Origin of the sequence: Nonomuraea sp. NPDC050202 (assembly GCF_040656115.1) — a bacterium.
Taxonomy (GTDB): Bacteria; Actinomycetota; Actinomycetes; order Streptosporangiales; family Streptosporangiaceae; genus Nonomuraea.
The window spans coordinates 749,476-772,028 of record NZ_JBFALF010000001.1; the positions used below are offsets into that span (position 1 = coordinate 749,476).

The 22,553-nt window shown below is 72.1% G+C and carries 22 protein-coding genes; 9 read left to right on the plus strand and 13 right to left on the minus strand.

Annotation, left to right across the window (positions count from 1 at the left end; genetic code table 11):
• Window positions 1-2: 2 nt before the first annotated feature.
• The 3 genes from AB0I79_RS03685 (at window position 3) to AB0I79_RS03695 (ending at window position 4,194) form a co-directional block, all read left to right on the plus strand.
• Window positions 3-2,378 carry a CehA/McbA family metallohydrolase gene (locus tag AB0I79_RS03685; RefSeq protein ID WP_357866393.1) on the plus strand — a complete coding sequence of 792 codons (2,376 nt, stop codon included), beginning with the start codon at window positions 3-5 and terminating at the stop codon, window positions 2,376-2,378.
• A gap of 125 nt (window positions 2,379-2,503) precedes the next feature.
• Window positions 2,504-3,124: a TetR/AcrR family transcriptional regulator gene (locus AB0I79_RS03690; RefSeq protein WP_357866395.1), complete on the plus strand. Its 621-nt coding sequence runs from the start codon at window positions 2,504-2,506 to the stop codon at window positions 3,122-3,124.
• Window positions 3,112-4,194 carry an acyltransferase gene (locus AB0I79_RS03695; RefSeq protein WP_357866396.1) on the plus strand — a complete coding sequence of 361 codons (1,083 nt, stop codon included), beginning with the start codon at window positions 3,112-3,114 and terminating at the stop codon, window positions 4,192-4,194. The genes AB0I79_RS03690 and AB0I79_RS03695 overlap by 13 nt, the downstream gene beginning before the upstream one ends.
• Here the strand turns inward: AB0I79_RS03695 and AB0I79_RS03700 are convergent.
• Genes AB0I79_RS03700 through AB0I79_RS03710 form a run of 3 tightly spaced genes read right to left on the minus strand, consistent with a single transcriptional unit; the run spans window position 4,152 to window position 6,527 of the window.
• Window positions 4,152-4,553, minus strand: coding sequence for a thioesterase family protein (locus tag AB0I79_RS03700; RefSeq protein WP_357866398.1), 402 nt, complete (start codon window positions 4,551-4,553; stop codon window positions 4,152-4,154). The two genes, AB0I79_RS03695 and AB0I79_RS03700, sit on opposite strands and share 43 nt — an antisense overlap.
• A complete protein-coding gene (locus tag AB0I79_RS03705; protein ID WP_357866399.1) occupies window positions 4,550-6,304 on the minus strand; it encodes a long-chain fatty acid--CoA ligase in 1,755 nt (584 codons plus the stop codon). The genes AB0I79_RS03700 and AB0I79_RS03705 overlap by 4 nt, the downstream gene beginning before the upstream one ends.
• Window positions 6,305-6,353: 49 nt before the next feature.
• The gene (locus AB0I79_RS03710) at window positions 6,354-6,527 is read right to left on the minus strand and encodes a hypothetical protein (protein WP_357866400.1); all 174 of its coding nucleotides are present in this window, start codon (window positions 6,525-6,527) and stop codon (window positions 6,354-6,356) included.
• A 25-nt stretch (window positions 6,528-6,552) separates the two neighbouring features.
• Here AB0I79_RS03710 and AB0I79_RS03715 point away from each other — a divergent pair, with 25 nt between their 5' ends.
• From AB0I79_RS03715 to AB0I79_RS03725, 3 genes are all read left to right on the plus strand, one after another.
• Window positions 6,553-7,074: a CGNR zinc finger domain-containing protein gene (locus tag AB0I79_RS03715; protein ID WP_357866402.1), complete on the plus strand. Its 522-nt coding sequence runs from the start codon at window positions 6,553-6,555 to the stop codon at window positions 7,072-7,074.
• 244 nt (window positions 7,075-7,318) lie between these two features.
• A complete protein-coding gene (locus tag AB0I79_RS03720; protein WP_357866403.1) occupies window positions 7,319-8,911 on the plus strand; it encodes an ABC-F family ATP-binding cassette domain-containing protein in 1,593 nt (530 codons plus the stop codon).
• Window positions 8,912-8,948: 37 nt separating this feature from the next.
• The gene (locus AB0I79_RS03725; protein ID WP_357866404.1) at window positions 8,949-9,926 is read left to right on the plus strand and encodes a hypothetical protein; all 978 of its coding nucleotides are present in this window, start codon (window positions 8,949-8,951) and stop codon (window positions 9,924-9,926) included.
• An 88-nt stretch (window positions 9,927-10,014) separates the two neighbouring features.
• Here AB0I79_RS03725 and AB0I79_RS03730 read toward each other — a convergent pair whose 3' ends face one another.
• Together AB0I79_RS03730 and AB0I79_RS03735 are read right to left on the minus strand one after the other, a co-directional pair.
• Window positions 10,015-10,281: a zf-TFIIB domain-containing protein gene (locus AB0I79_RS03730; protein ID WP_357866406.1), complete on the minus strand. Its 267-nt coding sequence runs from the start codon at window positions 10,279-10,281 to the stop codon at window positions 10,015-10,017.
• Between the two features lie 59 nt (window positions 10,282-10,340).
• Window positions 10,341-11,195 carry a phosphotransferase gene (locus AB0I79_RS03735; protein ID WP_357866407.1) on the minus strand — a complete coding sequence of 285 codons (855 nt, stop codon included), beginning with the start codon at window positions 11,193-11,195 and terminating at the stop codon, window positions 10,341-10,343.
• 187 nt (window positions 11,196-11,382) lie between these two features.
• Here AB0I79_RS03735 and AB0I79_RS03740 point away from each other — a divergent pair, with 187 nt between their 5' ends.
• Both AB0I79_RS03740 and AB0I79_RS03745 read left to right on the plus strand, forming a co-directional pair.
• Window positions 11,383-13,038, plus strand: coding sequence for a hypothetical protein (locus AB0I79_RS03740; protein WP_357866409.1), 1,656 nt, complete (start codon window positions 11,383-11,385; stop codon window positions 13,036-13,038).
• Between the two features lie 102 nt (window positions 13,039-13,140).
• Window positions 13,141-14,028, plus strand: coding sequence for a TIGR03619 family F420-dependent LLM class oxidoreductase (locus AB0I79_RS03745; RefSeq protein ID WP_357866410.1), 888 nt, complete (start codon window positions 13,141-13,143; stop codon window positions 14,026-14,028).
• Here AB0I79_RS03745 and AB0I79_RS03750 read toward each other — a convergent pair.
• From AB0I79_RS03750 to murQ, 3 genes are all read right to left on the minus strand, one after another.
• Window positions 14,025-14,405 carry a VOC family protein gene (locus tag AB0I79_RS03750; protein WP_357866411.1) on the minus strand — a complete coding sequence of 127 codons (381 nt, stop codon included), beginning with the start codon at window positions 14,403-14,405 and terminating at the stop codon, window positions 14,025-14,027. The two genes, AB0I79_RS03745 and AB0I79_RS03750, sit on opposite strands and share 4 nt — an antisense overlap.
• An 80-nt stretch (window positions 14,406-14,485) precedes the next feature.
• The gene (locus AB0I79_RS03755; protein ID WP_357866413.1) at window positions 14,486-15,532 is read right to left on the minus strand and encodes a serine hydrolase domain-containing protein; all 1,047 of its coding nucleotides are present in this window, start codon (window positions 15,530-15,532) and stop codon (window positions 14,486-14,488) included.
• 142 nt (window positions 15,533-15,674) lie between these two features.
• A complete protein-coding gene (gene murQ, locus AB0I79_RS03760) occupies window positions 15,675-16,574 on the minus strand; it encodes an N-acetylmuramic acid 6-phosphate etherase (protein WP_357866415.1) in 900 nt (299 codons plus the stop codon).
• A gap of 58 nt (window positions 16,575-16,632) precedes the next feature.
• Here murQ and AB0I79_RS03765 point away from each other — a divergent pair, with 58 nt between their 5' ends.
• Window positions 16,633-17,745, plus strand: a complete 1,113-nt coding sequence (locus AB0I79_RS03765) for a DUF1343 domain-containing protein (protein WP_357866417.1) — start codon at window positions 16,633-16,635, stop codon at window positions 17,743-17,745.
• A gap of 5 nt (window positions 17,746-17,750) precedes the next feature.
• Here the strand turns inward: AB0I79_RS03765 and AB0I79_RS03770 are convergent, their stop codons facing one another.
• From AB0I79_RS03770 to AB0I79_RS03790, 5 genes are read right to left on the minus strand one after another with little or no spacing between them, the layout of a single operon-like run.
• The gene (locus AB0I79_RS03770; RefSeq protein WP_357866419.1) at window positions 17,751-18,614 is read right to left on the minus strand and encodes a GNAT family N-acetyltransferase; all 864 of its coding nucleotides are present in this window, start codon (window positions 18,612-18,614) and stop codon (window positions 17,751-17,753) included.
• Entirely contained in the window at window positions 18,614-19,624 is a 1,011-nt protein-coding gene (locus AB0I79_RS03775) for an ABC transporter ATP-binding protein (protein ID WP_357866421.1), read from the minus strand. Before AB0I79_RS03775 ends, AB0I79_RS03770 begins: the two co-directional genes overlap by 1 nt.
• The gene (locus AB0I79_RS03780; protein ID WP_357866423.1) at window positions 19,621-20,634 is read right to left on the minus strand and encodes an ABC transporter ATP-binding protein; all 1,014 of its coding nucleotides are present in this window, start codon (window positions 20,632-20,634) and stop codon (window positions 19,621-19,623) included. Before AB0I79_RS03780 ends, AB0I79_RS03775 begins: the two co-directional genes overlap by 4 nt.
• 3 nt (window positions 20,635-20,637) lie before the next feature.
• Complete coding sequence (locus tag AB0I79_RS03785; protein ID WP_357866425.1) at window positions 20,638-21,546, minus strand: ABC transporter permease; 909 nt, start codon at window positions 21,544-21,546, stop codon at window positions 20,638-20,640.
• Window positions 21,543-22,550 carry an ABC transporter permease gene (locus tag AB0I79_RS03790; protein WP_357866427.1) on the minus strand — a complete coding sequence of 336 codons (1,008 nt, stop codon included), beginning with the start codon at window positions 22,548-22,550 and terminating at the stop codon, window positions 21,543-21,545. Before AB0I79_RS03790 ends, AB0I79_RS03785 begins: the two co-directional genes overlap by 4 nt.
• Window positions 22,551-22,553 lie beyond the last annotated feature (3 nt).

Genomic DNA, 22,553 nt, shown 5'->3' on the forward strand with positions numbered 1-22,553 from the left:
ATATGGGTGCGGAATCGATGCTGCCCGGCAGGGTGACGCAGGCGCTGGAGGAGTACGGGCGTCTGCTGGGCGAGCACGGGATCACCTGGGGCGAACCGGAGATCCATTACGTGAAGTTCTTCGCCAGGCGCCGGGTGCTGCCGCCCGCGTTGTTCGACCGGTTCTGGCAGCTCGTCCTCGAAGCGGTGGCCGAGAGCCATCCCGACGAGCCGCGGGACCAGGTGGCCGCCCGGCTGGCCGAGCCCGACTACGACCGCGTGCTGCGCGACACCCTCGACGGCGAGCTGCCGGGACACCTCGTCGCCGTGCGGATCGAGCCGGACAACATCGCGCTCGAAGGGGCACCTCGCACGGTGCTGCTGCCCTCGGAGCCTCCCCCGGCGGACCGGCACGGCAGGCGCTGGGCCAGGGACAAGCCGTTCATGGCGCTGCCCGGCGGCGCGCGGGCGGCGGGCAACGGCGCGACCGCGGCGCCGCTGCCCGGGCCGCTCCCGGCGGACGAGCCGCCCCCCGCGGTGCCGCTGCCCGGGCCGCTCCCCGGCCGCGGCGAGGAGCGGATCTCGCTGCTCATCGACTCCAGGCGGGACGCGCCCTGCCTGGTCAGCGTGGACGAGACGCAGCGCCTGCTGCCTGCGCGCGGCGCCTGGCTGGTCGAGGTGGACGAGGACAGCATGGTCATCGCCGACGGCGTGCGCGTCCGCCTGGACACCCTGCTGCGGCCCATCCCGTCGGCCACGCTGCGCCTGGTGGCCGGAGTGCCCTGCCGGTGGAGCGTCGTGGCCGGCGACGGCAGCGGCTGGTTCCCGCCCGACGTCCCGCACCGCTACGACTACCACGGCCGCCCGTACTTCCACGGCGACGACCTCCGCCTCGAGGTGCCCTGCATGCAGCTGACGGTCACGGCGGCCCGGGGCATGGAGCACGACGAGGCCAGGACCCGGCTGGTCCCGCGCCCCGGCGGCGAGCACCTGGTCGAGCTGACCCCCGCGCGCCTGTACGACGCCGCCGCCCGCGGCTGGTACGGCGGCGACCTGCACGTGCACCTCAACTGGGCGGGCGACCTGGTGGCCGTGCCCGCCGACGCGGCCGCCGCCCAGCACGGCGAGGACCTGCACGTGCTCAACCTGCTGGCGGGCAACGTCTCCGGCAGGCGCGTGTACGACAGGGAGGCGCTGGAGCACTGGACGGACCGGGACCTGCCGTGGTCCGACGCCACGCACGTGGCCAGGATGGGCGTCGAGTACCGCAACGACCTGCTCGGCCACATCTACGCCTTCGCGCCCCGCGCCGCCCCCGGCCGCTACCACACCGGCTTCGACGGCGACTCCGACTGGCCGCCCAACGCCGACGGCCTGCGCGAGCTGCGCGGCCTCGGCGCGCTCGTCGGCTACAGCCACCCCTTCCGCACGCCCATCGCCGACGGCGACCCGCCCCAGGGCATCGTCTCGCCGGTGCCGCGCAACTGCGCCGCCCGCGAGCTGGTCGCCGACGCCGCGCTCGGCCTCGTGGACAGCCTCGACGTGCTCACCCACGCCTCGATCCCGGCCACGGCGTCGGTCTACCGGCGGCTGCTCGGCGCGGGCAACAGGCTGGCCGTGACGGCGGGCACGGACGCGATGATCTCCTTCACCCGCTCCGACAACCAGTCGAACCCGCCCGGCTGGGCCCGCGTCTACGCGCGCGTCGAGGGCGAGCTGACCGCCCGGTCGTTCGCGGCGGCCGTACGCGCGGGCCGCACGTTCGCCACCACCGGCCCCTGGCTGGAGCTGTCGGTGAACGGCCACGGCCCCGGCCACGTGCTCCACGCGGGGGAGGGGGAGCGCATCAGCGTCACCGCCACCGCCATCGGCCCCGAGGTGACCGCCGTGCGCATCCGCACCGCGGAGGGCGTGCGGGCGGGAGCCGAGCGGCTGCCCGCCGACGACCACGCCGGCCACCGCAACGGCCACGACGCCCGCCGCGATGCCGGTTACAACGCCGGTTACAGCGCTGGTTACAGCGCCGATCACAACGCCGGGTACAGCGCCGTCCACAGTGCCGTTCACAGCGCCGCGCACGGGGGCAGGGGCGAGGACCGGCTCACCGTGACGGCCGAGCTGCGCGTGGACGCGCCCACGTACGTGGTGGCAGAGGTCCTGTGCGACCCGCACCCGCGCACCCTCACCGCCACCGGTTACGCCCTGACCAGCCCCGTGTACGTGGACGTGGCCGGCAAACAGGTCGCCAGGCAGGAGGACGTGCGCTGGTGCCTGGAGTGGCTGGACGGGCTGGAGAACCTGATCAGGCAGCACGGCCGCCTGGCGAGCCCGTACCAGTTCGGCGACCACATGTCGCTGCTCCAGCAGGCCAGGGCCGTCTACCACGGGCGGCTGAGCTGATCCTGCCTCACGGTGCCGCCCGAGGACCTCGGCGGCGGCGCCTGGTACGGATCCCTTTCTGATCCGCCCGGCCTGAAATCTGACCGACTGGCCAACACGGCGTCCGTGCGTGCTAGATTTTGGCCATGCGGTCAGAAATTGGGAAGAGCGGCCAGAAGGAGCGCTCGTTCATCGAGGAGGCCAGGCGGGCGCAGATCATCGCGTCCGCCATCGAGGTCATCGCCGAGGTGGGGTTCGCCCAGGCGTCGCTGGCGCGGATCGCCGCGCACGCCGGCATCAGCAAGGGCGTCATCTCCTACCACTTCGCCGGCAAGGACGAGCTGATGGAGCAGGTCGTCGAGCACACGTACGGGGCCATCGCCGAGCACGTGTTCGCCAGGATGGACGGCATCACGGCGGCGACCGAGCTGCTCAGGACGCACATCATGGCCGTCGCCGAGCACATGCTCGGCCACCGCACCCAGGTCAGGGCCCTGGGCGAGATCTTCAGCAATCTCCGGACCGCAGACGGCAACCACCGCTTCGGGATGCACACCAACGAGGAGCTCTACCAGGGGTTGGAGCTGATCTACCGGCTGGGCCAGTCGACCGGGGAGTTCCGGCAGTTCGACCTGCGCGTCATGGCCGTCACCCAGCAGGCGGCCATCGACCACATGTTCGCCTACTGGATCACCCACCCCGGCCACGACCTCGAAGCGCACGCCACCGAACTCGCCGATCTGATGGAAAGGGCATGCCGAGCATGAAGACGGAGACCAGCACCAGGCTCTACGCGATCGACAACCTGCGGATCTTACTGACCGTGCTCGTCGTCGCCCATCACGTCGCGGTCACCTACGGCAACATCCCCCTGTGGTACTACGTCGAGCCCGCCAAGGACCCCTCGGGGATCGCGCTCGACATCCTGGTCGTCACGAACCAGGCGTTCTTCATGGGGTTCTTCTTCCTCCTGTCCGGCTTCTTCACCCCCGGCTCCCACGACCGCAAGGGCGCCCGCGTGTTCGTGCGCGACCGGCTGGTGCGGCTGGGCATCCCGCTGCTGGTCTACATCCTGCTGCTGCGGCCGCTGGCCGACCTCGGCGGGGTGCTCGGCCGGGGTGACATGCCGTTCTGGGAGTACTACCTGCGCACGTGGGACCCGGGGCCCATGTGGTTCGTCGAGGTGCTGATCGTCCTCGTGCTGGCCTACACCGGCTGGCGGGCCCTGCGCGCGCCGCTCGACCAGCGGCCCGCGCCGCTCGCCATGAAGTGGATCGTGCTGTTCACGGCGGGGCTGGCGGTGGCCACGTTCCTGTGGCGCATCCCGGTGCCGAGCCCCACCGTGTGGCCGGTGATCGGGCTGCCGACCCCGTACTTCCTGCCGCAGTACGTCTCCATGTTCGTGCTCGGCTGCGTCGCCTTCCGGCGCGGCTGGTTCGAGACGCTGCCCGCGCGGGCGGCGAGGCTGGGCTTCGTCGCGGCAGGTGTGGCGACCCCCTTGCTGCTGGTGCCGGCGCTCCTCACCACGGGGGCGGTGTCGGCGGCGCTGATGGCCGCCTGGGAGTCCGCCTTCGCGGTCAGCATGATCATCGGCTTCACGGTGTACTTCAGGGAGCGGCACAACACGCAGGGGCCGCGTGGCCGCTTCCTCGCCGAGCACGCCTTCACCGTCTACATCATCCACCCGGTCGTGCTGGTCGGGCTGGGCTGGGCGCTGCGCTGGCTGGAGACGATCGCGATCGTGAAGTTCGCGGCCATGCTGGTGCTCGCGCTGCCGCTGTGCTGGTCGCTGGCCTACCTGGTGCGGTCGCTGCCGGGGGCCAAGCGGGTGCTCTGAACGAGCATCCCCGGCAGCGGGGAGGGGCGGCCGTCGCGGACGCACACGTACGTGACCGTGCCGACCGCCACCAGTTCCTCCCCGCGCCGCATCGTGAACGTCATCGTGATCGAGGTGGAGCCGATCCTGGCCGGCGCGCTCTCCACCGCCAGCACGTCGCCGAGCCGCGCGGGCGCGTGATGCTCGCAGCCGCTGACCTTGACCACCAGGTCCGCGCCCTCCTCGCGGAGCCGCTCGTAGCCGCCCCTGGCGCCGAGCCAGTCGAGGAAGGCGTCCTCGAAGTACTCGTAGTAACGGGTCGCGTGCATCATGGCCTGCGCGTCGCAGTGCCGCGGCCGCACCGGCAGGTGGGAGATCACTCGTAGAAGGAGTCGAGCGTCGCGCCGTGCCGCTCCTCCACCGCCTTGCGCTTGATCTTGAGGCTGGCCGTCAGCTCGCCCGTCTCCACCGAGAAGTCCTCGGCCAGGATCGCGAACTTCTTGACCGTGGCGTAGCTGGCCTCGCTCGCGTTGACCTGCTTGATCGCCTTCTCGACCTCGGCGCGCATGCGCGGGTGCTCGCGCAGCTCCTCGGGCTCGGCGGGCAGCGACTCGGCCTGCGCCCACGGCTTGACCACGTCCATGTCCAGCGTGACCAGCGCCGTGACGTAGTTGCGCCGGTCGCCGTGCACGAACACGTGCGACACGAACGGGCAGGCCGCCTTGATCCGGCCCTCCAGGTACGTGGGCGCGACGTACTTGCCGCCCGAGGTCTTGATCAGCTCCTTCTTGCGGTCGGTGATGCGCAGCCGGCCGGCCTCGTCCAGCTCGCCGATGTCGCCCGTGTGCAGCCAGCCGTCCTCCAGCGCCTCGGCCGTCTCCCCGGGCAGCCCGTGGTAGCCGCGCATGATGCCGCGCCCGCCGATGAGGATCTCGCCGTCGTCGGCGATGCGCACCTCGGTGCCGGGGAACGGCAGGCCGACCGTGCCGAACCGCACCGACTCGGGCCGGTTGAGGAAGCTGCCCGCCGACGACTCCGTCAGCCCGTACCCTTCGAGGATCGTCAGGCCCGCCGCGTCGAAGAACTCGGCGACCTCCTGGTTGAGCGGGGCCGCGCCGGAGATGAAGAAGCGGATCCGGCCGCCGAACCGCTCGCGCAGCTTGGCGAAGACCAGGCGGTCGGCCAGGGCGTACTCGGCGCGGGTGGTCACCGGAATCGCGGCGCCGCGCTGCCTGGCCCCGACGACCCGCTGGCCCGTCCTGCGCGCCCAGGTGAAGATGCGCAGCTTGAGGCCGCCCTCGCGCTGCATGTTCGCCACGACCGTGTTGTGGATCTTCTCGAAGATGCGCGGCGCGGCGGCCATGACGGTCGGCTTCACCGCGCCGAGGTTCTCGGCGATCTTGTCGAGGCGGCCGTCGATCGCGGTCGGCACGCCGATGTCGATCATCACCACCTCCAGCAGCTTGCCGAACGAGTGCGACAGCGGCAGCCACAGGAAGTGCAGGTCGGACGGGGAGATCAGGTCGATCTCGCGCACCGCGCCGGCCGCGTAGAGCCAGTTGTCGTGGGTCAGCTCGACGCCCTTGGGGCGGCCGGTGGTGCCGGAGGTGTAGATCAGGGTGGCCAGGTCGTCCTGGGCGATGGCGTCCACCATCGCGTCGTAGTCGCCGTCACCGCCGCTCAGCGAGTCGAGGGTGATCACCCAGCCGTCGTCGCTCGCCGAGCCGTCGATGACGATCACGTGGGTGACGTCGGGGAGCTCCTTCTGGACGGACCTGAGCTTGGTCACCTGCTCGTCGTTCTCGGCGATGACGATCGTGCTGCCCGAGTCGGTGATGACGAAGGCGGACTCGGCGGCCGTGTTCGACGGGTAGATCGTGGTCGTGGCCGCCCCCGTCGCCAGCACCGCCAGATCGCAGACGATCCATTCGAGGCGGGTGGAGCACAGGATCGACACGCGGGTGCCGGGCCCCGAGCCCAGGCCCGACAGCGCCAGGGCCAGGCCGCGTACCCGCTCGCCCACCTCCCGCCAGGTCAACGAGGTCCACCCGTCGTCCGAGGGCACACGGTAGGCCTCGGCGTCGGGGGTCGCCGCGATGCGGTCGCGCAACAGGGAGGGAATGCTGGACATGCCTGACCTCCTGGGGGTGTAGGCCCGACTCTAGGACGACGGCACCGTCTCAGTCGATGGTCATCTTCGAACGCGCGCCCGGCGTGGCGACGCCGACCAGCCGTGCGGTGCGCACCTCCCAGACGCCGCAGGAGCACTTCAGGTACGACACCACCCCCTCCGAGGTGCGGTGGGAGGACACGACGGTCATGGAGAGGGGGTCGTGCAGGTCTCTGGTGTGCATGATTCCAACCTGATGTAATGGCCTTATGCATTTCAACGCTTACGGCGGCAACGGGGCGGCCCTCGCGGCGGCACTGGTCAACGCGACCGACTTCAGCCCCGGGGCGGTCGAGGCGATGCTGACCGAGCACCGCATGGTGCGCGCCACCGTGACCGCCGGGCAGGCGGAGGAGTTGCGGGCGTGGGCGGCCAGGCTGGCGCCGGTGTTCGGGGAGCGGGACCAGGAGACGCAGATCAAGCTGGTCAACGACCTGCTCGACCTGACCACGTCCAAGCCGTACGTCAGCGCCCACGACGGCCGCGAGCCGCACCTGCACTTCTTCTCCGTCGACGCCGACATCGTGGCCAGGTCGAGGGACACCACCGCGGGCGGGCTCGCCATGGCCCTGTCGTTCGCCGGCGGCGACCGGCTGGGGCGGTGCGGCAGGCCGGGGTGCGCGATCGTCTACGTGGACACCTCCCGCAACGGGCGGCGCCGGTTCTGCTCGCCGGGCTGCGCCAACAGGGTGAACGTGGCGGCGCACCGGGCCCGCCGCCTTGCCACGTGATCGATTGCTCGCGTAGACTTCCCGACGTTCTATCGCCGATCCGTGGGGGCAGCTGACGTGAGGATCTGAGGTCGCGGGCACCGCGCCGTTCGGCCCTGTCATGGGCATGCGCGCATCACCTGGACCTCGAGGGCATCCTCGCCCCTTGCCGCGGACTTCGACTCCGAGTTCCCGTGTGTCGCGCGTGTATGCGGTGTTTCCCGCCAAGTCACGAAATTTCGATTTTTGTGATGGGAGCCGCCTTATGCCTTATTCCATTGTCGTCGATCACGTCTCCTTCGCCTGGCCCGACGGGACCCCCGTGCTCGACCGGCTCGACGCCGCCTTCCCCGCCGGTCGTACCGGGCTCATCGGGGTCAACGGATCGGGCAAGTCCACCCTGCTCAAGATCATCTCGGGTGAGCTGGCGCCGCGGTCCGGGTCCGTGTCCGTCTCCGGCGTGGTCGGGTACCTGCCGCAGAACGTGCCGCTCGGCGCCTGGCGCACCGTGTCGGACCTGCTGGAGATCAGCCGGACGCGGGCCGCGCTGCACGCCATCGAGCGCGGCGACGTGGCCGAGGAGCACTTCACGGCCGTCGGCGACGACTGGGACGTCGAGGAGCGCGCCCGGGCCGAGCTCGACCGGCTCGGGCTCGGCCACGTCGGCCTCGACCGCACGGTCGGCACGCTGTCCGGCGGCGAGACCATCATGGTCGCGCTGGCCGCGCAGTTGCTGAAGCGGCCCGACGCGCTGCTCCTCGACGAGCCCACCAACAACCTCGACCTGGACGCGCGGAGCCGGCTCTACGCCGCCGTCGCCGCCTGGCAGGGGGTGCTCCTGGTCGTCAGCCACGACCGGGCGCTGCTGGAGCTGGTGGACCAGATCGCCGAGCTGCGCGAGGGGGCTGTGCGCATGTACGGCGGCAACCTCGGCGCCTACGAGGAGCAGGTCGCCGCCGAGCAGGAGGCGGCCGAGCGCTCGGTGCGCACCGCCGAGGGCGAGGTGCGCCGGCAGCAGCGCGAGCTCATCGAGGCCAGGACCAGGATCGACCGCGGCCTGCGCACCGGCAGGAAGGCGTTCGAGAACAAGAAGGTGCCGAAGATCGTCGCGAACACGCTCAAGGGCAAGGCCCAGGTGACGGCCGGCAAGCAGCGGACCCTCCACCTGGAGAAGCTGGCGGAGGCCCGCGAGCGGCTCACCGAGGCCGAGCAGGCCGTGCGCGACGACGCGGAGATCCGCATCCAGCTCCCGGGCACCGAGGTGCCCGCCGGCCGCACGGTGCTCACGCTCCCGCTGGAGCCGCCGAGCCGGGTGGACGCGGACTCCTCCGCGGTGGTGCTGGAGACGCTGGTCGTGCGCGGGCCGGAACGGATCGCGCTGCTCGGGCCCAACGGCTCGGGCAAGACCACGCTGCTCAAGCGCATCGTCGCGCACGGCGCCCAGGTGCCCGTCCGCTACCTGCCGCAGCGGCTCGACCTGCTGGACGACGGGTTGAGCGTGGTGGACAACGTGCGGGCCCTGGCGCCGTCCGCCTCGGTGAACGACGTACGCGCGGGGCTGGCCCGCTTCCTGTTCCGCGGGGAACGGGCCAACCAGGCCGTCGGCACGCTCTCCGGCGGGGAGCGCTTCCGCGCGACGCTCGCCGCGCTGCTGTCGGCCGAGCCGCCGCCGCAGCTCCTGCTGCTCGACGAGCCGACCAACAACCTGGACATGGCCAGCGTCCGCCAGCTCGCGCAGGCGCTGTCGGCCTACCGGGGCGCGCTCATCGTGGCCAGCCACGACCTGCCGTTCCTGGAGACGCTGGGGATCACCCGCCGGCTGCGGCAGCATCGGGAGGAGGGACTGACCGAATCGTAATTGACGGTTGGGGATCAACCGGACGATAGTGTGGCAGGTGGCTACACCCCGGTTGATCTCCAGCTTTCTCGCACTGGTGACGCTCACCTCCCTCGGCGCGTGCTCCTCCGGGACGCTGTCCCCGACCGGCGGCGAGCCCAAGGTCACGGGCGTCGCGGGCGGCAACGGCATCGTCCCCCAGGCAGGCACCGGCGGCGGCCAGACCTCGGCCGAGCTGACGCCGGAGGCGTACAAGAGCGAGCTGGAGAGCCGGCACAAGGCGATGGCCGACGCGATCACCGCACTGGCGGGCGCGCGCGGCCTCAAGGCCCTGGACCAGCGGGTGGGACGCGCCGAGGAGGAGCTGAGCGGCGCCGCGGACGCGCTGTCGGCGCTCACCCCGCCCGAGGCCGTGCGCGGCCAGCACGAGACGTACGTGACCAGCCTGCGCGACGTCGCCACCGAGCTGGGCGCCACGTCCGGCAAGGTCGGCGCGCGCGACCTGTGCACCTCCTCCGCCGTGCTCGCCGACCTCGGCGACAAGCTGAACGCGCTCGACCAGGCCGGCAAGGCGCTGCAGAGCGCGGGCGACTACCCGGCCGACGTCGTGTCGGTGAAGGCGGGGGAGCGGCAGACCAGGCGGCTGCGCAACGGCACGTTCATCCGCAGGAGCACGCTCAACGGGCGCAGCTCGCTGGAGATCGACAACGGCGGCAGCCTCGACGCCGTGGTCACCGTGCTCAAGGGCGGCAGCAAGGTGCTCAGCGTGTACGTGCGGAAGAAGGCGAAGTTCAAGATCAGAGGCGTGCGGGACGGCAGCTACAAGATCTACTTCACCCACGGCGCGGACTGGGACGGGAAGACCAAGGCGTTCACCAGGGACTGCAGCTTCGAGCGGTTCGAGAAGACGGTGAAGTTCAAGACCACGTTCACCGCCACGCAGATCCTCTGGCACGACTGGCGGATCACCCTGCACTCGATCAGAGGCGGCAACGCCCGCACCGCGCCCGTGGACCCGGACGACTTCCCCGGGTGACCGCGAGGGAAAGGCCGCGCACCGCGCCGGCGCGCGGCCTTCATCGAGTCAGCTCTCGCGAGGTCAGATCCCGGCGGGCCGGGTCTCGTCAGGTCGAGAACAGCATGCCCACCCAGCTGCGCTGACGGTGGTGGCCGTAGTGGCCGCCGCCGTGGTGCGGGGCAGGGGCGCCCCAGGCCGGGCCGGGGGCGGCGGGGGGAGGCGGGGGAGCCGCGTGGTACTGCGACTCCATCCGGGTCAGCGTCTCCAGCTCGCCGTAGTCGAGGAAGATCCCACGGCAGTTGTCGCACTGCTCGATGTGGACGCCGTTGCGCTCATAGGTCCGCATGTTCCCGCGGCACTTGGGGCACTGCATCTAAGTCGCTCTCCTTGACTTCGAGGTCTCAGGGTGAAACCTACCGCGCGCAACCCCCGTCATGCTCGGACGATTCTGTTGCACGACTCGATTAACGAGTGCTCGACCTCGTCGAGTTCCCGGCCCTCGCCGTCGGCGTTAACCACGGCCACGGCGGCGAGCTGAACGGTCAGCGCGCGGGCGGGCAGGTCGAGCCGCGCCCACGGGTCGTCGCCCTGGCCGAGCGCGGGCCCGCCGGAGGCCAGGTACGCCCCCAGGAACCGCTCCCACACGGCCGGTTCGAGCAGCCCCGCCGCGTACCAGGCCGCAGGTCTGGCCAGGTCCCACGCCGGATCGCCGACGCCGAGGTCGTCGACGTCGATGAGCAGCCACCGGTCGCGGTGCACGAGCTGGCCCAGGTGCCAGTCGCCGTGCGTGAGCAGGCCGGGCACCGGCGCCGGCTCGGGCAGCTCCTTGAACGCCCGCCTGACGAGCTGCTCCACCGGCCCGTCGCCGGTCATCCGGCTCACCGCCCGGGCGGCCCTGGCGGGCCCTCCGGCGGGCGGCAGCGGGGGCAGCAGCGTGAGGGGGACGGCGTGCAGCCGGGCCAGCAGCCTGGCGCCCTCCTCCCACGGCGCGGAGCCGGGATCGTCGTGCGAGACCGGCCGGCCCGCCGGCCACACCGTCACCGCGCGCCCGCCCGCCGACAGCACCTCGGGCTCCAGCGGGGCCAGCATCACGCCGCTCACCGAGGCCGACGCGGCGACCCGCAGCCTCGGCCGCAGCGCCTCGGCGTCGTCGCGCGCCGAATGGGCCTTGACGACGACCTCGCCCATGCGTAACACCACGACGTCCGTGCGCGTCGGATGTAACACGGGCTTGCCCGTGCCGCCGTACGCCGTGGCGATACCCGCCAGCTCAGCTTCAAGACCCACTCGTACAGGGTATTCGGCAGGTAAAGGAGCGTACGCATCCGTGCGGGCGAGGCGTGCTTGATCACGATTCGGTGTCGTCCAGGTGTATCGCGGAGAGTTCGGCTTTCTCCCGACTTGAGGGTCTTGACGTGGAAGCGCCTGTAGGACGTTATGAGAACTTGTGTTCCCATTTTCGCAGGAGGTCCGTGTGCCCCACCCGCTGGTTCGCCGATTAGCCGCCTACTGCGGCGCCGCCGGCTTGATCACGAGCCTGCTCGCCGTGGCAGCCCCCGCCGCCTCGGCCGCCGACACCACGACCGATCTCGGGGTGAGCCTCGACAGCTTCGACGCCGGCCTGGCCGTTGGCGGCGGGCGGGTGTTCGTCTCCGCCCAGGACCGGATCATCGTCGCCGACAGCACAGGAAAGACCATCGGCGAGTCCGTCACCGGCCTGTCCGGCGTCGCCGAGCTGGTGCTGAACGCGGACGCCACCCGCCTGTACGCGGTGCTCGCCGGCTCCGACGAGGTGGCCGAGATCGACACCGCCGGCCTCGCCGTCCTCCGGCGGATCGACCTGTCCGCCCATCCGTGCCCGTCCACGCTGGCCCTGTCCGGCGACTGGCTGTGGGTGGGACACGGTTGCGGCGGCGAGCCGGGCGGCCATGACGGCGGCGCCGTCGGCCTGGACCTGACGGCAGCGGCACCTACGCCGGTGACGCTCGGGCGCGTCCACGCCCGGCCTCCCGCGCTCGCGGTCGCCGGCGACACGCTCGTGGTCGGCGAGACCGGCATGCACGCTCCCCAGCTGCTGGTCTACGACGTCGGCGGCGGCGCCCCGGCGCTGCGCGGCCAGATCGACGGCAAGGCGTCGAACCTGGACAGGATCCAAGAGCTCGTCCTCACCTCCGACGGCTCCACGCTGATCGCGGCGGCCGACGCCCCCGGGCACTTCACCACCTTCGACACCACCACCCTGACGTCGACCGGCGCCTACGGGGACGAATGGGACGGCTACCCGTCCGCCGTGGCGATCGGCCCGGGCGGCACCCGCGTCGCCGCGGGCCGTCAGTGGGGCACCGACTTCACGCTCTACGACGCCGCGACCCGGACGGCGGTGTTCTCCGCCGACCAGCCGGACGCCGAGCTGATCCCCGGCGGCGTCGCGTTCTCCGGGCCGGACGTCTTCACGCTGCTGCGCGACTCGGCGGGCCGGCTGCTGCTGTGGCGGCTGCACGGCGTCGCCCTGCCGGCCTCCGAGCTGACGCTGACGGCCCCGGCCGGCGCGTGGCTCGATACACCGGTCACCATCGAGGGGCGGCTCACCCGGGCCGGCGGCAAGTCGCCCGGCAGCCAGCCGCTCGCCGTGACCCGCCGCCTCCCCGACGGGACGAACGAGCCGCTCGCTGGTGTGAAGACGGGCGTGGACGGCAGGTTCACCTTCACGGACACGCCACCGGGCGTCGGCGAGGTGACCTACACCGTGCTCTGGGACGGCGACATCAAATCCCGCTGGAGCAGCGCCTCCGCCACCGTGACGGTCAGGCACGTCTCCTCCCTCACCCTGGACGGGCCGGTGTCGGGCACCGTCGGCGAGCTCATGCGGTTTACCGGCGTGCTGACGGCGGGCGGCCGGCCGCCCGCACCCGGTGCCACGATCACCGTGCAGCGCAGCGTGAAGGTCGACGGCAGCTCCGAGAGCGTCATGCTCCCGCCCGTGAGCACGGACGCCGACGGCTCGTACACCTTCACCGACACGCCTGGGGCCGCCGGCAGATATGCCTACCTCGTGATGTGGAGCGGGCACGCCACGGCCGGGCCGGACAAGGCCCTCCACCTGGTCACGGTCACAGGAGGCGCCGGCTGACCCGCGGGGCGTGCCCGGACGCCGGCCGGGCACGCCCCGCGGCATCGACGCCGGTGACCCGCCCGTTCTTGCGGCAGATCCACGTCGGTCAGACTAGGTCCCATGAGAGTCGGTTTCGCCGTACCCGTGTCAGGGCCCTGGGCCACACCCGAGAACCTGCGCCGCATCGCCGTACGAGCCGAGGAGCTGGGCTACCACGAGCTCTGGACGTTCCAGCGGCTGCTGTACCCGGTCGGGCACCCGATGGGGCCCACCTATCGCGCCGTGCACGACCCGATCGTCACGCTCGCCCATGTCTCGGCCGTGACCAGCCGCATCCGGCTGGGCGTCGCGGTGATCAACGCGTACGTGCAGCCCGTGCCGCTGGCCAAGCAGCTCGCCACGCTGCAGACGCTCTCGGGCGGCAGGCTCACCGCCGGGATCGGGCTGGGCTGGCTGCCGGAGGAGTTCGAGGCGACCGGCGTCGACATGGCGCGGCGCGGTCGCAGGGGCGAGGAGTTCGTCGAGGTGCTGCGCAAGGCGTGGACCGACGACGTGGTGGAGCACGAGGGCGAGTTCTACCGCGTGCCGCCCGCCCACGTCGACCCCAAGCCGCTGCCGGGCCCGCCGCCGATCCTGCTCGGCGGCACGGCCGACGTGGCGCTGCGCCGGGCGGCCCGGCTGGCCGACGGCTGGGTCAGCTCCAGCAGGGAGGACCTGGCCTCCATCACCGCCCGGATCGGGCTGATCAAGGCGGAGCTGGACGCGGCGGGACGGGACGCGGGCGCGTTCCGGCTCGTGTGCCGCGGCTCCACGCAGGTGCGGGCGCGGGACGAGGACCGCCCGCTGACCGGCACCTACGACAAGATCAGGCGGGACGTCGAAGCCCTGGGCGCCGCCGGCGTCACGGAGGTCTTCCACGACCTGAACTTCGACAGCGAGATACCCGCGTCCGACGCCAAGGAGGCGATGCGCCGGGCCGAGGAGGCGCTGGAGGCGCTGGCGCCCTAACCGCCGCCGTACGGCACCGTGATGATCTCCAGGTTGTGGCCGTTGGGGTCGGACCAGTAGAGGCCGCGCCCGCCGTCGTTGGTGTTGATCCGCCCCTCCTGCCGGTGGAACGGATCGGCCCAGTACGTCAGCCCGCGCTCCTTGATCCGGCCCCAGATCTGGTCGAACTCCTCCTCGCTGACCAGGAACGCGTAGTGCTGCGACGGCAGCTCGTCGCCCGCCTGCACGACGTCGATCGACACGTCGTTGCCGAGCGAGACCACCCGGAACGGGCCGTACTCGGGCGCCGGGTCCAGGCCGAGCAGCTCGACGAGGAAGTCGGCCGTCGCGTCCCTGTCCCTGGCCGGCATGATGGTGTGGTTCAAGTGGACGGACATATGTGCAGGCTACGTCAGCCGAGGCGGGTCCGGGCGGCACCACCCGCGTGAGCCGCTCGTGGTGCGGCGGTCACCAGCGCTCAGGGCGCGAGGCGCGACGCCTCCGCGGCCACCGCGTGACGGAGCTCGCGGATGCCGTCGCGGCCCCGTACGGGATGCACGGCGTTCGTCAGCAGCACCACCGTCAGGCGGCGGGCCGGGTCGATCACCAGGGAGGTGCCGGTGAAGCCCGAGTGGCCGTAGGCCTCGCCCAGCGGCCCCACGATGCCGGGGTCGCCGATGCGCACGCCCAGCCCGTGCCGGAACGGCGCGCCGTGCACCCCCTGGTCGCGCGTCATCTCGGCCACGCTGCCGGGGCGCAGCACGGGGCCGCCGCCGCGCCGCAGCATCTCGCCGAAGGCCAGCAGATCCCCGGCGGGGGCGAACAGCCCGGCGTGCCCGGCCACGCCGCCCAGCGCGTACGCGGTCTCGTCGTGCACCTCACCCCGGACGCAACCGGGCCCCGGCCGCCCGGCCTTCCACTCGGTGGCCGCGATCCGGTCCGCGCGGGCGGGCCGGTAGCCCGTGCCGGCCAGCCCGAGCACGTCCGTGATGCGGGCGCGGACCAGCGCGTCCAGCGGCGCGCCGCCGGCCAGCTCGGCCAGGCGGCCCGCCATCACCATGCCGACGTCGCTGTAGAGGTACGGCCCGCCGACGGGGTGGGTGATCGGCGTGCGCACCATGGCCTCCATCCGCGCCGCGGCGTCCGCGCCGGGCAGCTCCCGGTCGATCCGGCGGATCGGGGGCAGGCCGGCCGTGTGCGTGAGCAGGCGGCGCGGCGTGATCCGCGGATCGGCGCCGGGAATCCGGCCGGTCACGGGCTCGTCGAGGCCCAGCAGCCCCTCCTCGGCCAGCGAGAGCAGCACGACCGTGGTGAAGAGCTTGCTGACCGAGGCCAGGTCGAAGATCGAGCCGGGGCCCGCGGGCGGGCGCTCCGGCGCCAGGCTCCCGCCGGCGTCGGCGTACCGTACGAGCTCGCCGGTGGCGGCCGAGGCCACCATGGAGCCGTCCGCGGCGATCAGCGCCACCGCGGCCGAGCAGACGCGCGGCACCGCGTCCGCCAGGATCGCCTCCAGCCTGTCGCTCATTCTCCCCCTCACCCCCGTGGGCCGCCCGCTCAGCCCCTCCCGGCTCCTTGAACACGCCGCTCAGGCGCTCAGCCGCTCCTCAGCGCGCCGGTCAGCCGCTCAGCGCGTCGCTCAGGCGCTCAGCCGCTCCTCAGCGCATCGGTCAGCCGCTGAGCGCGTCGCTCAGGCGCTCGCCGTGCGACTCCAGCAGCGCGCGGGCGCCGTCGGCGTCGAGGCCGTGCCGGATCATCAGCACCGCGACCTTCGCCTGGCCTCCCGCCGCGTCCAGCGCCGCTCCCGCGGTCTCGCGGTCGGCGCCGGTGATGTCCGCGACCATGCGCATGGCCCGCCCGGCGAGCTTGCTGTTCATGGCCGACATCTCGATCATCTTGTTCCCGTACGTGCGGCCCAGCTTGACCATCGAGATCGTGGAGATCATGTTCAGCACGAGCTTCTGCGCCGTGCCGGCCTTCAGCCGGGTCGAGCCGGTCACCAGCTCGGGCCCCACGACCACCTCGATCGCGTGCTCCGCGGCGGCCGACAGCGGCGCGTCGTCATTGCACGACAGGCCGACCGTGAGCGCCCCGCGCCTCGCGGCCTCCGCCAGCGCGCCCAGCACGAAAGGGGCACGCCCGCTGGCGGACACGCCCACCACCGAGTCGAGCGGTCCCACCTCCAGGTCCCTCAGCGCGCCGGCGCCCGCCTCCGCGTCGTCCTCCGCACCCTCGACGGACCGGGTCAGCGCGTCCGGCCCGCCCGCGATCACGCCCTGCACCAGCGACGGATCGGTGCCGAACGTGGGCGGGCACTCGCTGGCGTCGAGCACGGCCAGGCGTCCCGACGTGCCGGCGCCGACGTAGAAGAGCCGCCCTCCGGCGGCCATCCTGTCGGCGATCGCGTCGATGGCCGCCGAGATCGCCGGGATGGCCACCGCCACGGCGGCGGGCACGGCGGCGTCGGCCTGGTTCATCAGGCGGGCGATCCGCTCGGTCGGCAGCCGGTCGATCTGGCTGTAGCGGGGATCGCTCTGCTCGGTGGACAGCTCGGGCAGCGGATCAATCATGTCGCTAATTTCCACCCTCTACTTCTCTCTTGTAAATATCTTTCAGACAATGGGTTGCATGCCACACGTACGAACCGGAGCAGAACGGCTGGCCGCGGACCCCGCCCTCGCGGGAGGCACCCGCCTCGGCCTGATCACCAACCCCACCGGAGTCCTGCCCGACCTGACCCCCACGGCCGACGCCCTGCTGGCCGCGGGGGTGAAGCTGACCGCGCTGTTCGGCCCCGAGCACGGCATGCGCGGCACCGCCCAGGCGGCGGGGGCCGAGGGCGACACCGTGGACGAGCGGACCGGGCTGCCGGTGTACGACACGTACCAGCTCTCCGGGGAGGAACTGGACCGCGTGGTGGCGGCCGCCGGCGTGGACACGCTGGTCTTCGACATCGCCGACGTGGGCGCCCGTTTCTACACCTACGTCTGGACCATGTACGACCTGATGGAGTCGGCCGCCCGGCTCGGCCTGCGCTTCGTGGTCCTGGACCGGCCCAACCCCCTCGGCGGGACCGTCGAGGAGGGGCCGCCGCTCGACCCGGCGTTCGCCAGCTTCGTGGGCCGCTTCCCGCTGCCGCTGCGGCACGGCAGGACCGCCGGGGAGCTGGCCGGGCTCTTCGGGCTCGGCGTGGACCTGACGGTCGTCACGATGGAGGGCTGGCGGCGCGACATGACGTACGCCGCGACCGGGCTGCCCTGGGTGATGCCCTCGGTCAACATGCCGACCCCCGACACCGCGCTGGTCTATCCGGGCACCGGCCTCGTCGAGGGCACGAACTTCTCCGAGGGGCGCGGCACGACCAGGCCGTTCGAGCTGATCGGGGCCCCGTACGCCGACGCGCGGTTCGCGCCCGCCCTGGCCGGTCTCGGGCTGCCGGGGGTGGGGTTCAGGGAGGTGTGGTTCACGCCCACGTTCCACAAGCACGCCGGCGTCCCCGTCCGGGGGGTGCAGCTCCACGTGCACGACCGCGACGCCTTCAGGCCGGTGCTGACGGGCCTGTCCATCCTGCACGTGGCCCGCACCCTCTACCCCGGGGACCTGCGCTGGCAGGGGCCCGAGCTGTTCATGGACCACCTGTGGGGGTCCGACACCCTGACCAGGTGCCTGGAGGCCGGCGCCGACCCGCGCGAGCTGTGCCCGCCACCGGGCCGCCCCGAGGGATCGCTGCTCTACCGCTGAGGCCATCACGCCAGGTCGCGCCGGTAGAGCCAGAAGACGCGCTCCGCTCGCGCGCCCACCGCGCGCGAGTAGAACCGCAACGGCCCCACCCACCCGATCTGGGCGCTGTCCTGGCCCGCGGCCCGCTGCTCCGCCAGGCACCTGCGGAGCAGCACCCGGCCCAGGCCGAGGCCGCGCGCGCCGGGGGCGGTGCCCATCGGGCCGAACCAGGCGGGCCGCGCGCCCCAGGCGGCGAAGCCCAGGATCTCCCCGTCACGCTCGGCGTAGTGCAGCCCGGCCCCGGTGACCGCCTCCCAGGCCCACCGCTCGTTCCAGTGCTCCTCGACGAACGCGGCCACCCGCTCGCGATCCCCGCCTGTCCCGGGGGCGGCGGCGTGCACGGTGACGCCCGCCCTCTCCAGCCGCGCCAGCTCGTCCTCCACGGACAGGTCCGCGGACAGGTCGGCCGTCATGTTCCAGGCCACGTGGTAGCGCTCGTAGCCGAGGCTCTCGGCCAGGCAGGCGGCGGCGGTGTAGCGCACGTCGATGCCCGGCCAGGCGTAACACGGCGGGTTCCCGGCGAAGCGGGCCTGGCGCGCCCCCTGCTCCCGCAGCCACTCCTCGGCCGCGCGCACCAGCGTCCTGCCGCGCCCCTCGCCCCTGGCGCCGGGGTGCACGGCCAGCAGGTCGAGATGCCCGACGCCCGGGTCCTGATCCGACATCGAGGCCAGCACCACGCCGCCGTCCACGGCCAGCGCCGTCCACCGCCGCCCGGCAGGGGGCCGCGACAGGTGCCCGACCAGGACGGCCGCCTCCCCGGCGTCGAGCGTCAGCGCGGCCTCGGCGATCCTGGCCGCCTCGCCAAGATCCGCCGCCTTGACAGAGGACATCACACCTCGCTCATCGGGCGGGCGATCACGCTGCGCCGCTCAGGGTAGAAGCACGCGTGCTCCTGCGGCACCCCCTCGGTGACCTGCAGCAGCGGCCGCTCGCTCGCGCACCGCTCGCCCCGGAACGGGCAGCGGCGGGCGAACAGGCAGCCCTCGTCCGACTGGCTCTCGTCCAGCGACTCCAGCGGCACCACGGGCTCCTCGCCCGGCAGCTCCAGCCCGTGCAGCACCGGGATCGCCGACAGCAGCGACTGCGTGTACGGGTGCACGGGATCGGCGATGATCGTGTCCACCGGGCCGCGCTCGACGACCTGGCCGCGGTAGATGACGTACAGCTCGCCGTCGGCGCCGATGTAGCGGGCCGTGGCCACGTCGTGCGTGATGAACAGCACGCTCACGCCCAGCCGCTCGCGCAGGTCCTTCAGCAGCGCCAGGATGCCCAGCCGGAGCGAGACGTCGATCATCGAGACCGCCTCGTCGGCGACCAGCATCTCCGGGTCCACGGTCAGCGCGCGGGCGATGACCACGCGCTGCCGCATGCCGCCGGAGAGCTGGTGCGGGTAGCGCGACAGCACCGTGCCCGGGTCCAGGCCCACCAGCGACAGCACCTCGGCCGCCCGCTCGTCGATCCACTGCCGCGACCGCCCGGTCTGCCGGGCCCGCAGCGCCAGCGGCGCGTGCAGCGTCTGGTGGATGGTCCTGGTCGGGTTCAGGGCCGAGTACGGGTCCTGATGGATCATCTGGATCTTGCGGAAGTGCGGCTGGCGCTGCTTGGGCTTCAGCGCCGACATGGAGACGCCGTCGATGGCGAGATCCCCCTCGTCGTACGACTCCAGCCCCGCGATGATCCGCCCCAGCGTCGTCTTGCCGCAGCCGGACTCGCCGATGAACGAGGCCGCGCCGCCCTTGGGGATCGCGAAGTCCACGCCCCGCAGCGCCCGCACCTCGCGGGCCCCGAGCAGCTTGCCCCGCTGCTTGAAGGTCTTGACGACCCCGGTACCGGTGATCATGCATGCTCCCTGTCCATGGTGCCCGGGTCCGGCACAGGCACGGTTACGGCGTGACAGGCGACCGTCCTCGGGCCGTCGGCCACCGCCTCCGGGTCCACGGTGTCGCACACGTCCATGCGCAGCGGGCAGCGCTCCCTGAACACGCAGCCCTGTTCCGGCACGGTGGCCAGCGTCGGCGGCCGGCCCGGCAGCGCCTGCGCCTCGTCGATGTCGCCGACGAGCCGGGGGATGGCCTTGATCAGGCCCCGGGTGTAGGGGTGCCGGGGCGCGCCCAGCACCTCCCTGGTGGGGCCCTGCTCGACCAGGCGGCCGCCGTACATGACGGCCAGCCGGTCGGCCACCTCGGCCACCACGCCGATGTCGTGCGTGATGACCAGCGTCGTCAGGCCGCGCTCCGCGTGCACCTCGCGGACGATCTTCAGGATGTTCGCCTGGGTGATCATGTCGAGCGCCGTGGTCGGTTCGTCCAGCACGACCAGGTGGGCGTTGAGCACCAGGGCCAGCATGATGCCGACGCGCTGGCGCATGCCTCCGGACAGCTCGTGCTGGTGCGAGTCCAGCACCCGGGCGCCGTCCAGGCCCATCCTGCCCAGCAGTTCCCTGGCCTCGCGCACCAGGCCGCGCAGGTCCTCCACGCCGTGCGAGCGGCCCAGGTCGAGGAGCTGCTTGCCGACCGTCTTGAGCGGGTTGAGGGAGTTCTGGGCGGCCTGGAAGACGTACCCGATGTGCTTGCCGCGGGCCTTGCGGAGCTGCTCGCCCCGCAGGCCCACCACGTCGCCGAGCCCGTCGATCTCGACGCTGCCCGCCGCGATCCTGCCGGGCGGCTGGACGGCGTTGAGCAGCGACAGCGCCAGCGTGGACTTGCCGGAGCCGGACTCGCCGACGATGCCGGTGATCGACCCGGGCTCCAGCGTCAGGCTGACGTCGCGGACGGCGGGCAGCTCGCCCGCGGGGGTCTTGTAGACGACCGTCAGGCCGCCGATGCGCACTCCCGGCGCTTGCTGAACCACGTGCTACTCCTCGCGCAGCCGGGGGTTGAAGATCTCGTCCATGGCGTCCACCACGAGCACGATGCCGAGTGTCAGCAGCAGGATCGCCAGCAGCGGGGCCAGCAGGTAGCCGAGCGCGGACGGCGTGATCATGGCGCCGGCCTGGAAGACGGCCAGGTTGAGCATGACGCCCCAGTTGTCCGACTCGTACGGCAGCACGCCCAGGAAGAACAGCCCCACTTGCGAGTAAACGGCCCCAGTGACCGAGATGAGCATGTTCATCGCGATGTACGGCGCCATACTCGGCAGCAGCTCCTTGCCGATGATGTGCGTCGTGGACAGCCCCAGCCCGCGCGCCGCCTCGATGAAGCCCCGCTCGCGCAGCGACAGCGTCTGCGAGCGCACCGCCCGCGCCACGCCGCCCCAGCCGAGCAGCCCCAGCACCAGGCCCATCTGGATCGGGCTGCCGAACTGCCACACCGTCGCCAGCACCAGCAGCAGCGGCAGGCCGGGGATGGTGAGCTTCATGTCGGTGAGCCGCATGAGCACGGTGTCCCAGCGGCCCCGCTTGAAGCCGGAGTACAGGCCGATCGCGGTGCCGACCACGACCGTGATGAGCGCGGTGACCGCGGCGGTCAGCAGCACGTACCGGGAGCCCTTGATGACCAGCGCGGTCACGTCACGCCCCTGCGGGTCGGTGCCGAACCAGTGCTCCCAGCTCGGTGGCTGCGTGAGGGCGTTCGGGTTGGTGGGCAGGTGCTCGGGCAGGATCATCGGCCCGACCACGGCCATGAGGATGAATCCGGCGAGGATGACCACCCCGGCCATCCGGCTGGGCTTGCGCCGCATGACGCGCCACACGCCGCGCCAGAAGTTGCGCCGCATGGCCGAGGCGGTGGACGAGCCGGTCTCGGGGATGAGCGTGGCGCTCACGACGACTCCTCTCCGCTGCGGACCCGTGGGTCGATCACGGTGTAGAACAGGTCGGCCACGATGTTGGCCAGGATGGTCGCGACCGTGATCAGCAGGAAGGCCCCGCTCATCACCGCGAAGTCACGGTCCTGGACGCTGGTGATGAGCAACCAGCCGAGCCCGGGATAGTTGAAGATCTTCTCGATGAACACCGCGCCGCCCAGCAGCAGGCCCAGCGACAGGGCCAGCAGCGTGAACAGGGGCAGGATCGCGTTGCGCGTGATGTAGCGGAAGATGATCGAGCGCTTCACGCCGCGCAGCTCGGCCGCGAGGATGAAGTCGTCGCCGAGCACCGTCACCACGCTGGACTTCATGGCCAGGATCCAGCCGCCGTAGGCCGAGAGCGCGTAGGTGACGACCGGCAGGATGGCGTGCTCGATCAGCGAGCCGATGTAGCCGGCGTTGAAGCCCGGCTCGTAGAGGATGTCCACCGACCCGTCGGCGGGCAGGATCGGGATCAGCGTCGCGAAGATCACCACCAGCAGCATCGCCAGCACGTACTGCGGGATGCCGTGCAGCAGCGAGCCGGAGACGGCCAGCGCGTCGCCCAGCTTGCCGGTGCGCTTGATGGCCGCGAACACGCCCAGGATGACGCCGACGAGGAAGCTGAGCAGCGTGCCCGCCAGCACCGGTAGAACGGTCCACTTGGCGGCCTCGCCCAGCACGGTCACCACGGGGGTGCCTGCCCTGGTGACGGACTCGCCGAGGTCGAGGCGCACCAGGCCGGACAGGTACTCGGGGTACTGCTGCCACAGCGTGCCGTCGGGCTGGAACCCGTAGAGCACCTTCACGGCCTGCGCCGCCGCCTCGGGCGACATGCCTCCTTCGATGAGCTTCTCGTAGCGGGCGGCCATGGGGTCGCCCGGGATGTTGTTGACGATGAAGAAGGTGATCGTCGCCACTACGAGGATCATGACGAGCCCGCGGGCCAGGTGGCCCGCGAGTCGCCGTGCGATGAGCGTCATAGG

What these genes read in the sequence shown, in the direction of transcription:
- AB0I79_RS03685 (WP_357866393.1), top strand. Translation starts at nt 3, where the DNA reads ATGGGTGCGGAATCGATGCTGCCCGGCAGGGTGACGCAGGCGCTGGAG.
- AB0I79_RS03690 (WP_357866395.1), top strand. Translation starts at nt 2,504, where the DNA reads ATGCGGTCAGAAATTGGGAAGAGCGGCCAGAAGGAGCGCTCGTTCATC.
- AB0I79_RS03695 (WP_357866396.1), top strand. Translation starts at nt 3,112, where the DNA reads ATGCCGAGCATGAAGACGGAGACCAGCACCAGGCTCTACGCGATCGAC.
- AB0I79_RS03705 (WP_357866399.1), bottom strand. Translation starts at nt 6,304, where the DNA reads ATGTCCAGCATTCCCTCCCTGTTGCGCGACCGCATCGCGGCGACCCCC.
- AB0I79_RS03710 (WP_357866400.1), bottom strand. Translation starts at nt 6,527, where the DNA reads ATGCACACCAGAGACCTGCACGACCCCCTCTCCATGACCGTCGTGTCC.
- AB0I79_RS03715 (WP_357866402.1), top strand. Translation starts at nt 6,553, where the DNA reads ATGCATTTCAACGCTTACGGCGGCAACGGGGCGGCCCTCGCGGCGGCA.
- AB0I79_RS03720 (WP_357866403.1), top strand. Translation starts at nt 7,319, where the DNA reads ATGCCTTATTCCATTGTCGTCGATCACGTCTCCTTCGCCTGGCCCGAC.
- AB0I79_RS03730 (WP_357866406.1), bottom strand. Translation starts at nt 10,281, where the DNA reads ATGCAGTGCCCCAAGTGCCGCGGGAACATGCGGACCTATGAGCGCAAC.
- AB0I79_RS03745 (WP_357866410.1), top strand. Translation starts at nt 13,141, where the DNA reads ATGAGAGTCGGTTTCGCCGTACCCGTGTCAGGGCCCTGGGCCACACCC.
- AB0I79_RS03750 (WP_357866411.1), bottom strand. Translation starts at nt 14,405, where the DNA reads ATGTCCGTCCACTTGAACCACACCATCATGCCGGCCAGGGACAGGGAC.
- AB0I79_RS03755 (WP_357866413.1), bottom strand. Translation starts at nt 15,532, where the DNA reads ATGAGCGACAGGCTGGAGGCGATCCTGGCGGACGCGGTGCCGCGCGTC.
- murQ (WP_357866415.1), bottom strand. Translation starts at nt 16,574, where the DNA reads ATGATTGATCCGCTGCCCGAGCTGTCCACCGAGCAGAGCGATCCCCGC.
- AB0I79_RS03765 (WP_357866417.1), top strand. Translation starts at nt 16,633, where the DNA reads ATGCCACACGTACGAACCGGAGCAGAACGGCTGGCCGCGGACCCCGCC.
- AB0I79_RS03770 (WP_357866419.1), bottom strand. Translation starts at nt 18,614, where the DNA reads ATGTCCTCTGTCAAGGCGGCGGATCTTGGCGAGGCGGCCAGGATCGCC.
- AB0I79_RS03775 (WP_357866421.1), bottom strand. Translation starts at nt 19,624, where the DNA reads ATGATCACCGGTACCGGGGTCGTCAAGACCTTCAAGCAGCGGGGCAAG.
- AB0I79_RS03790 (WP_357866427.1), bottom strand. Translation starts at nt 22,550, where the DNA reads ATGACGCTCATCGCACGGCGACTCGCGGGCCACCTGGCCCGCGGGCTC.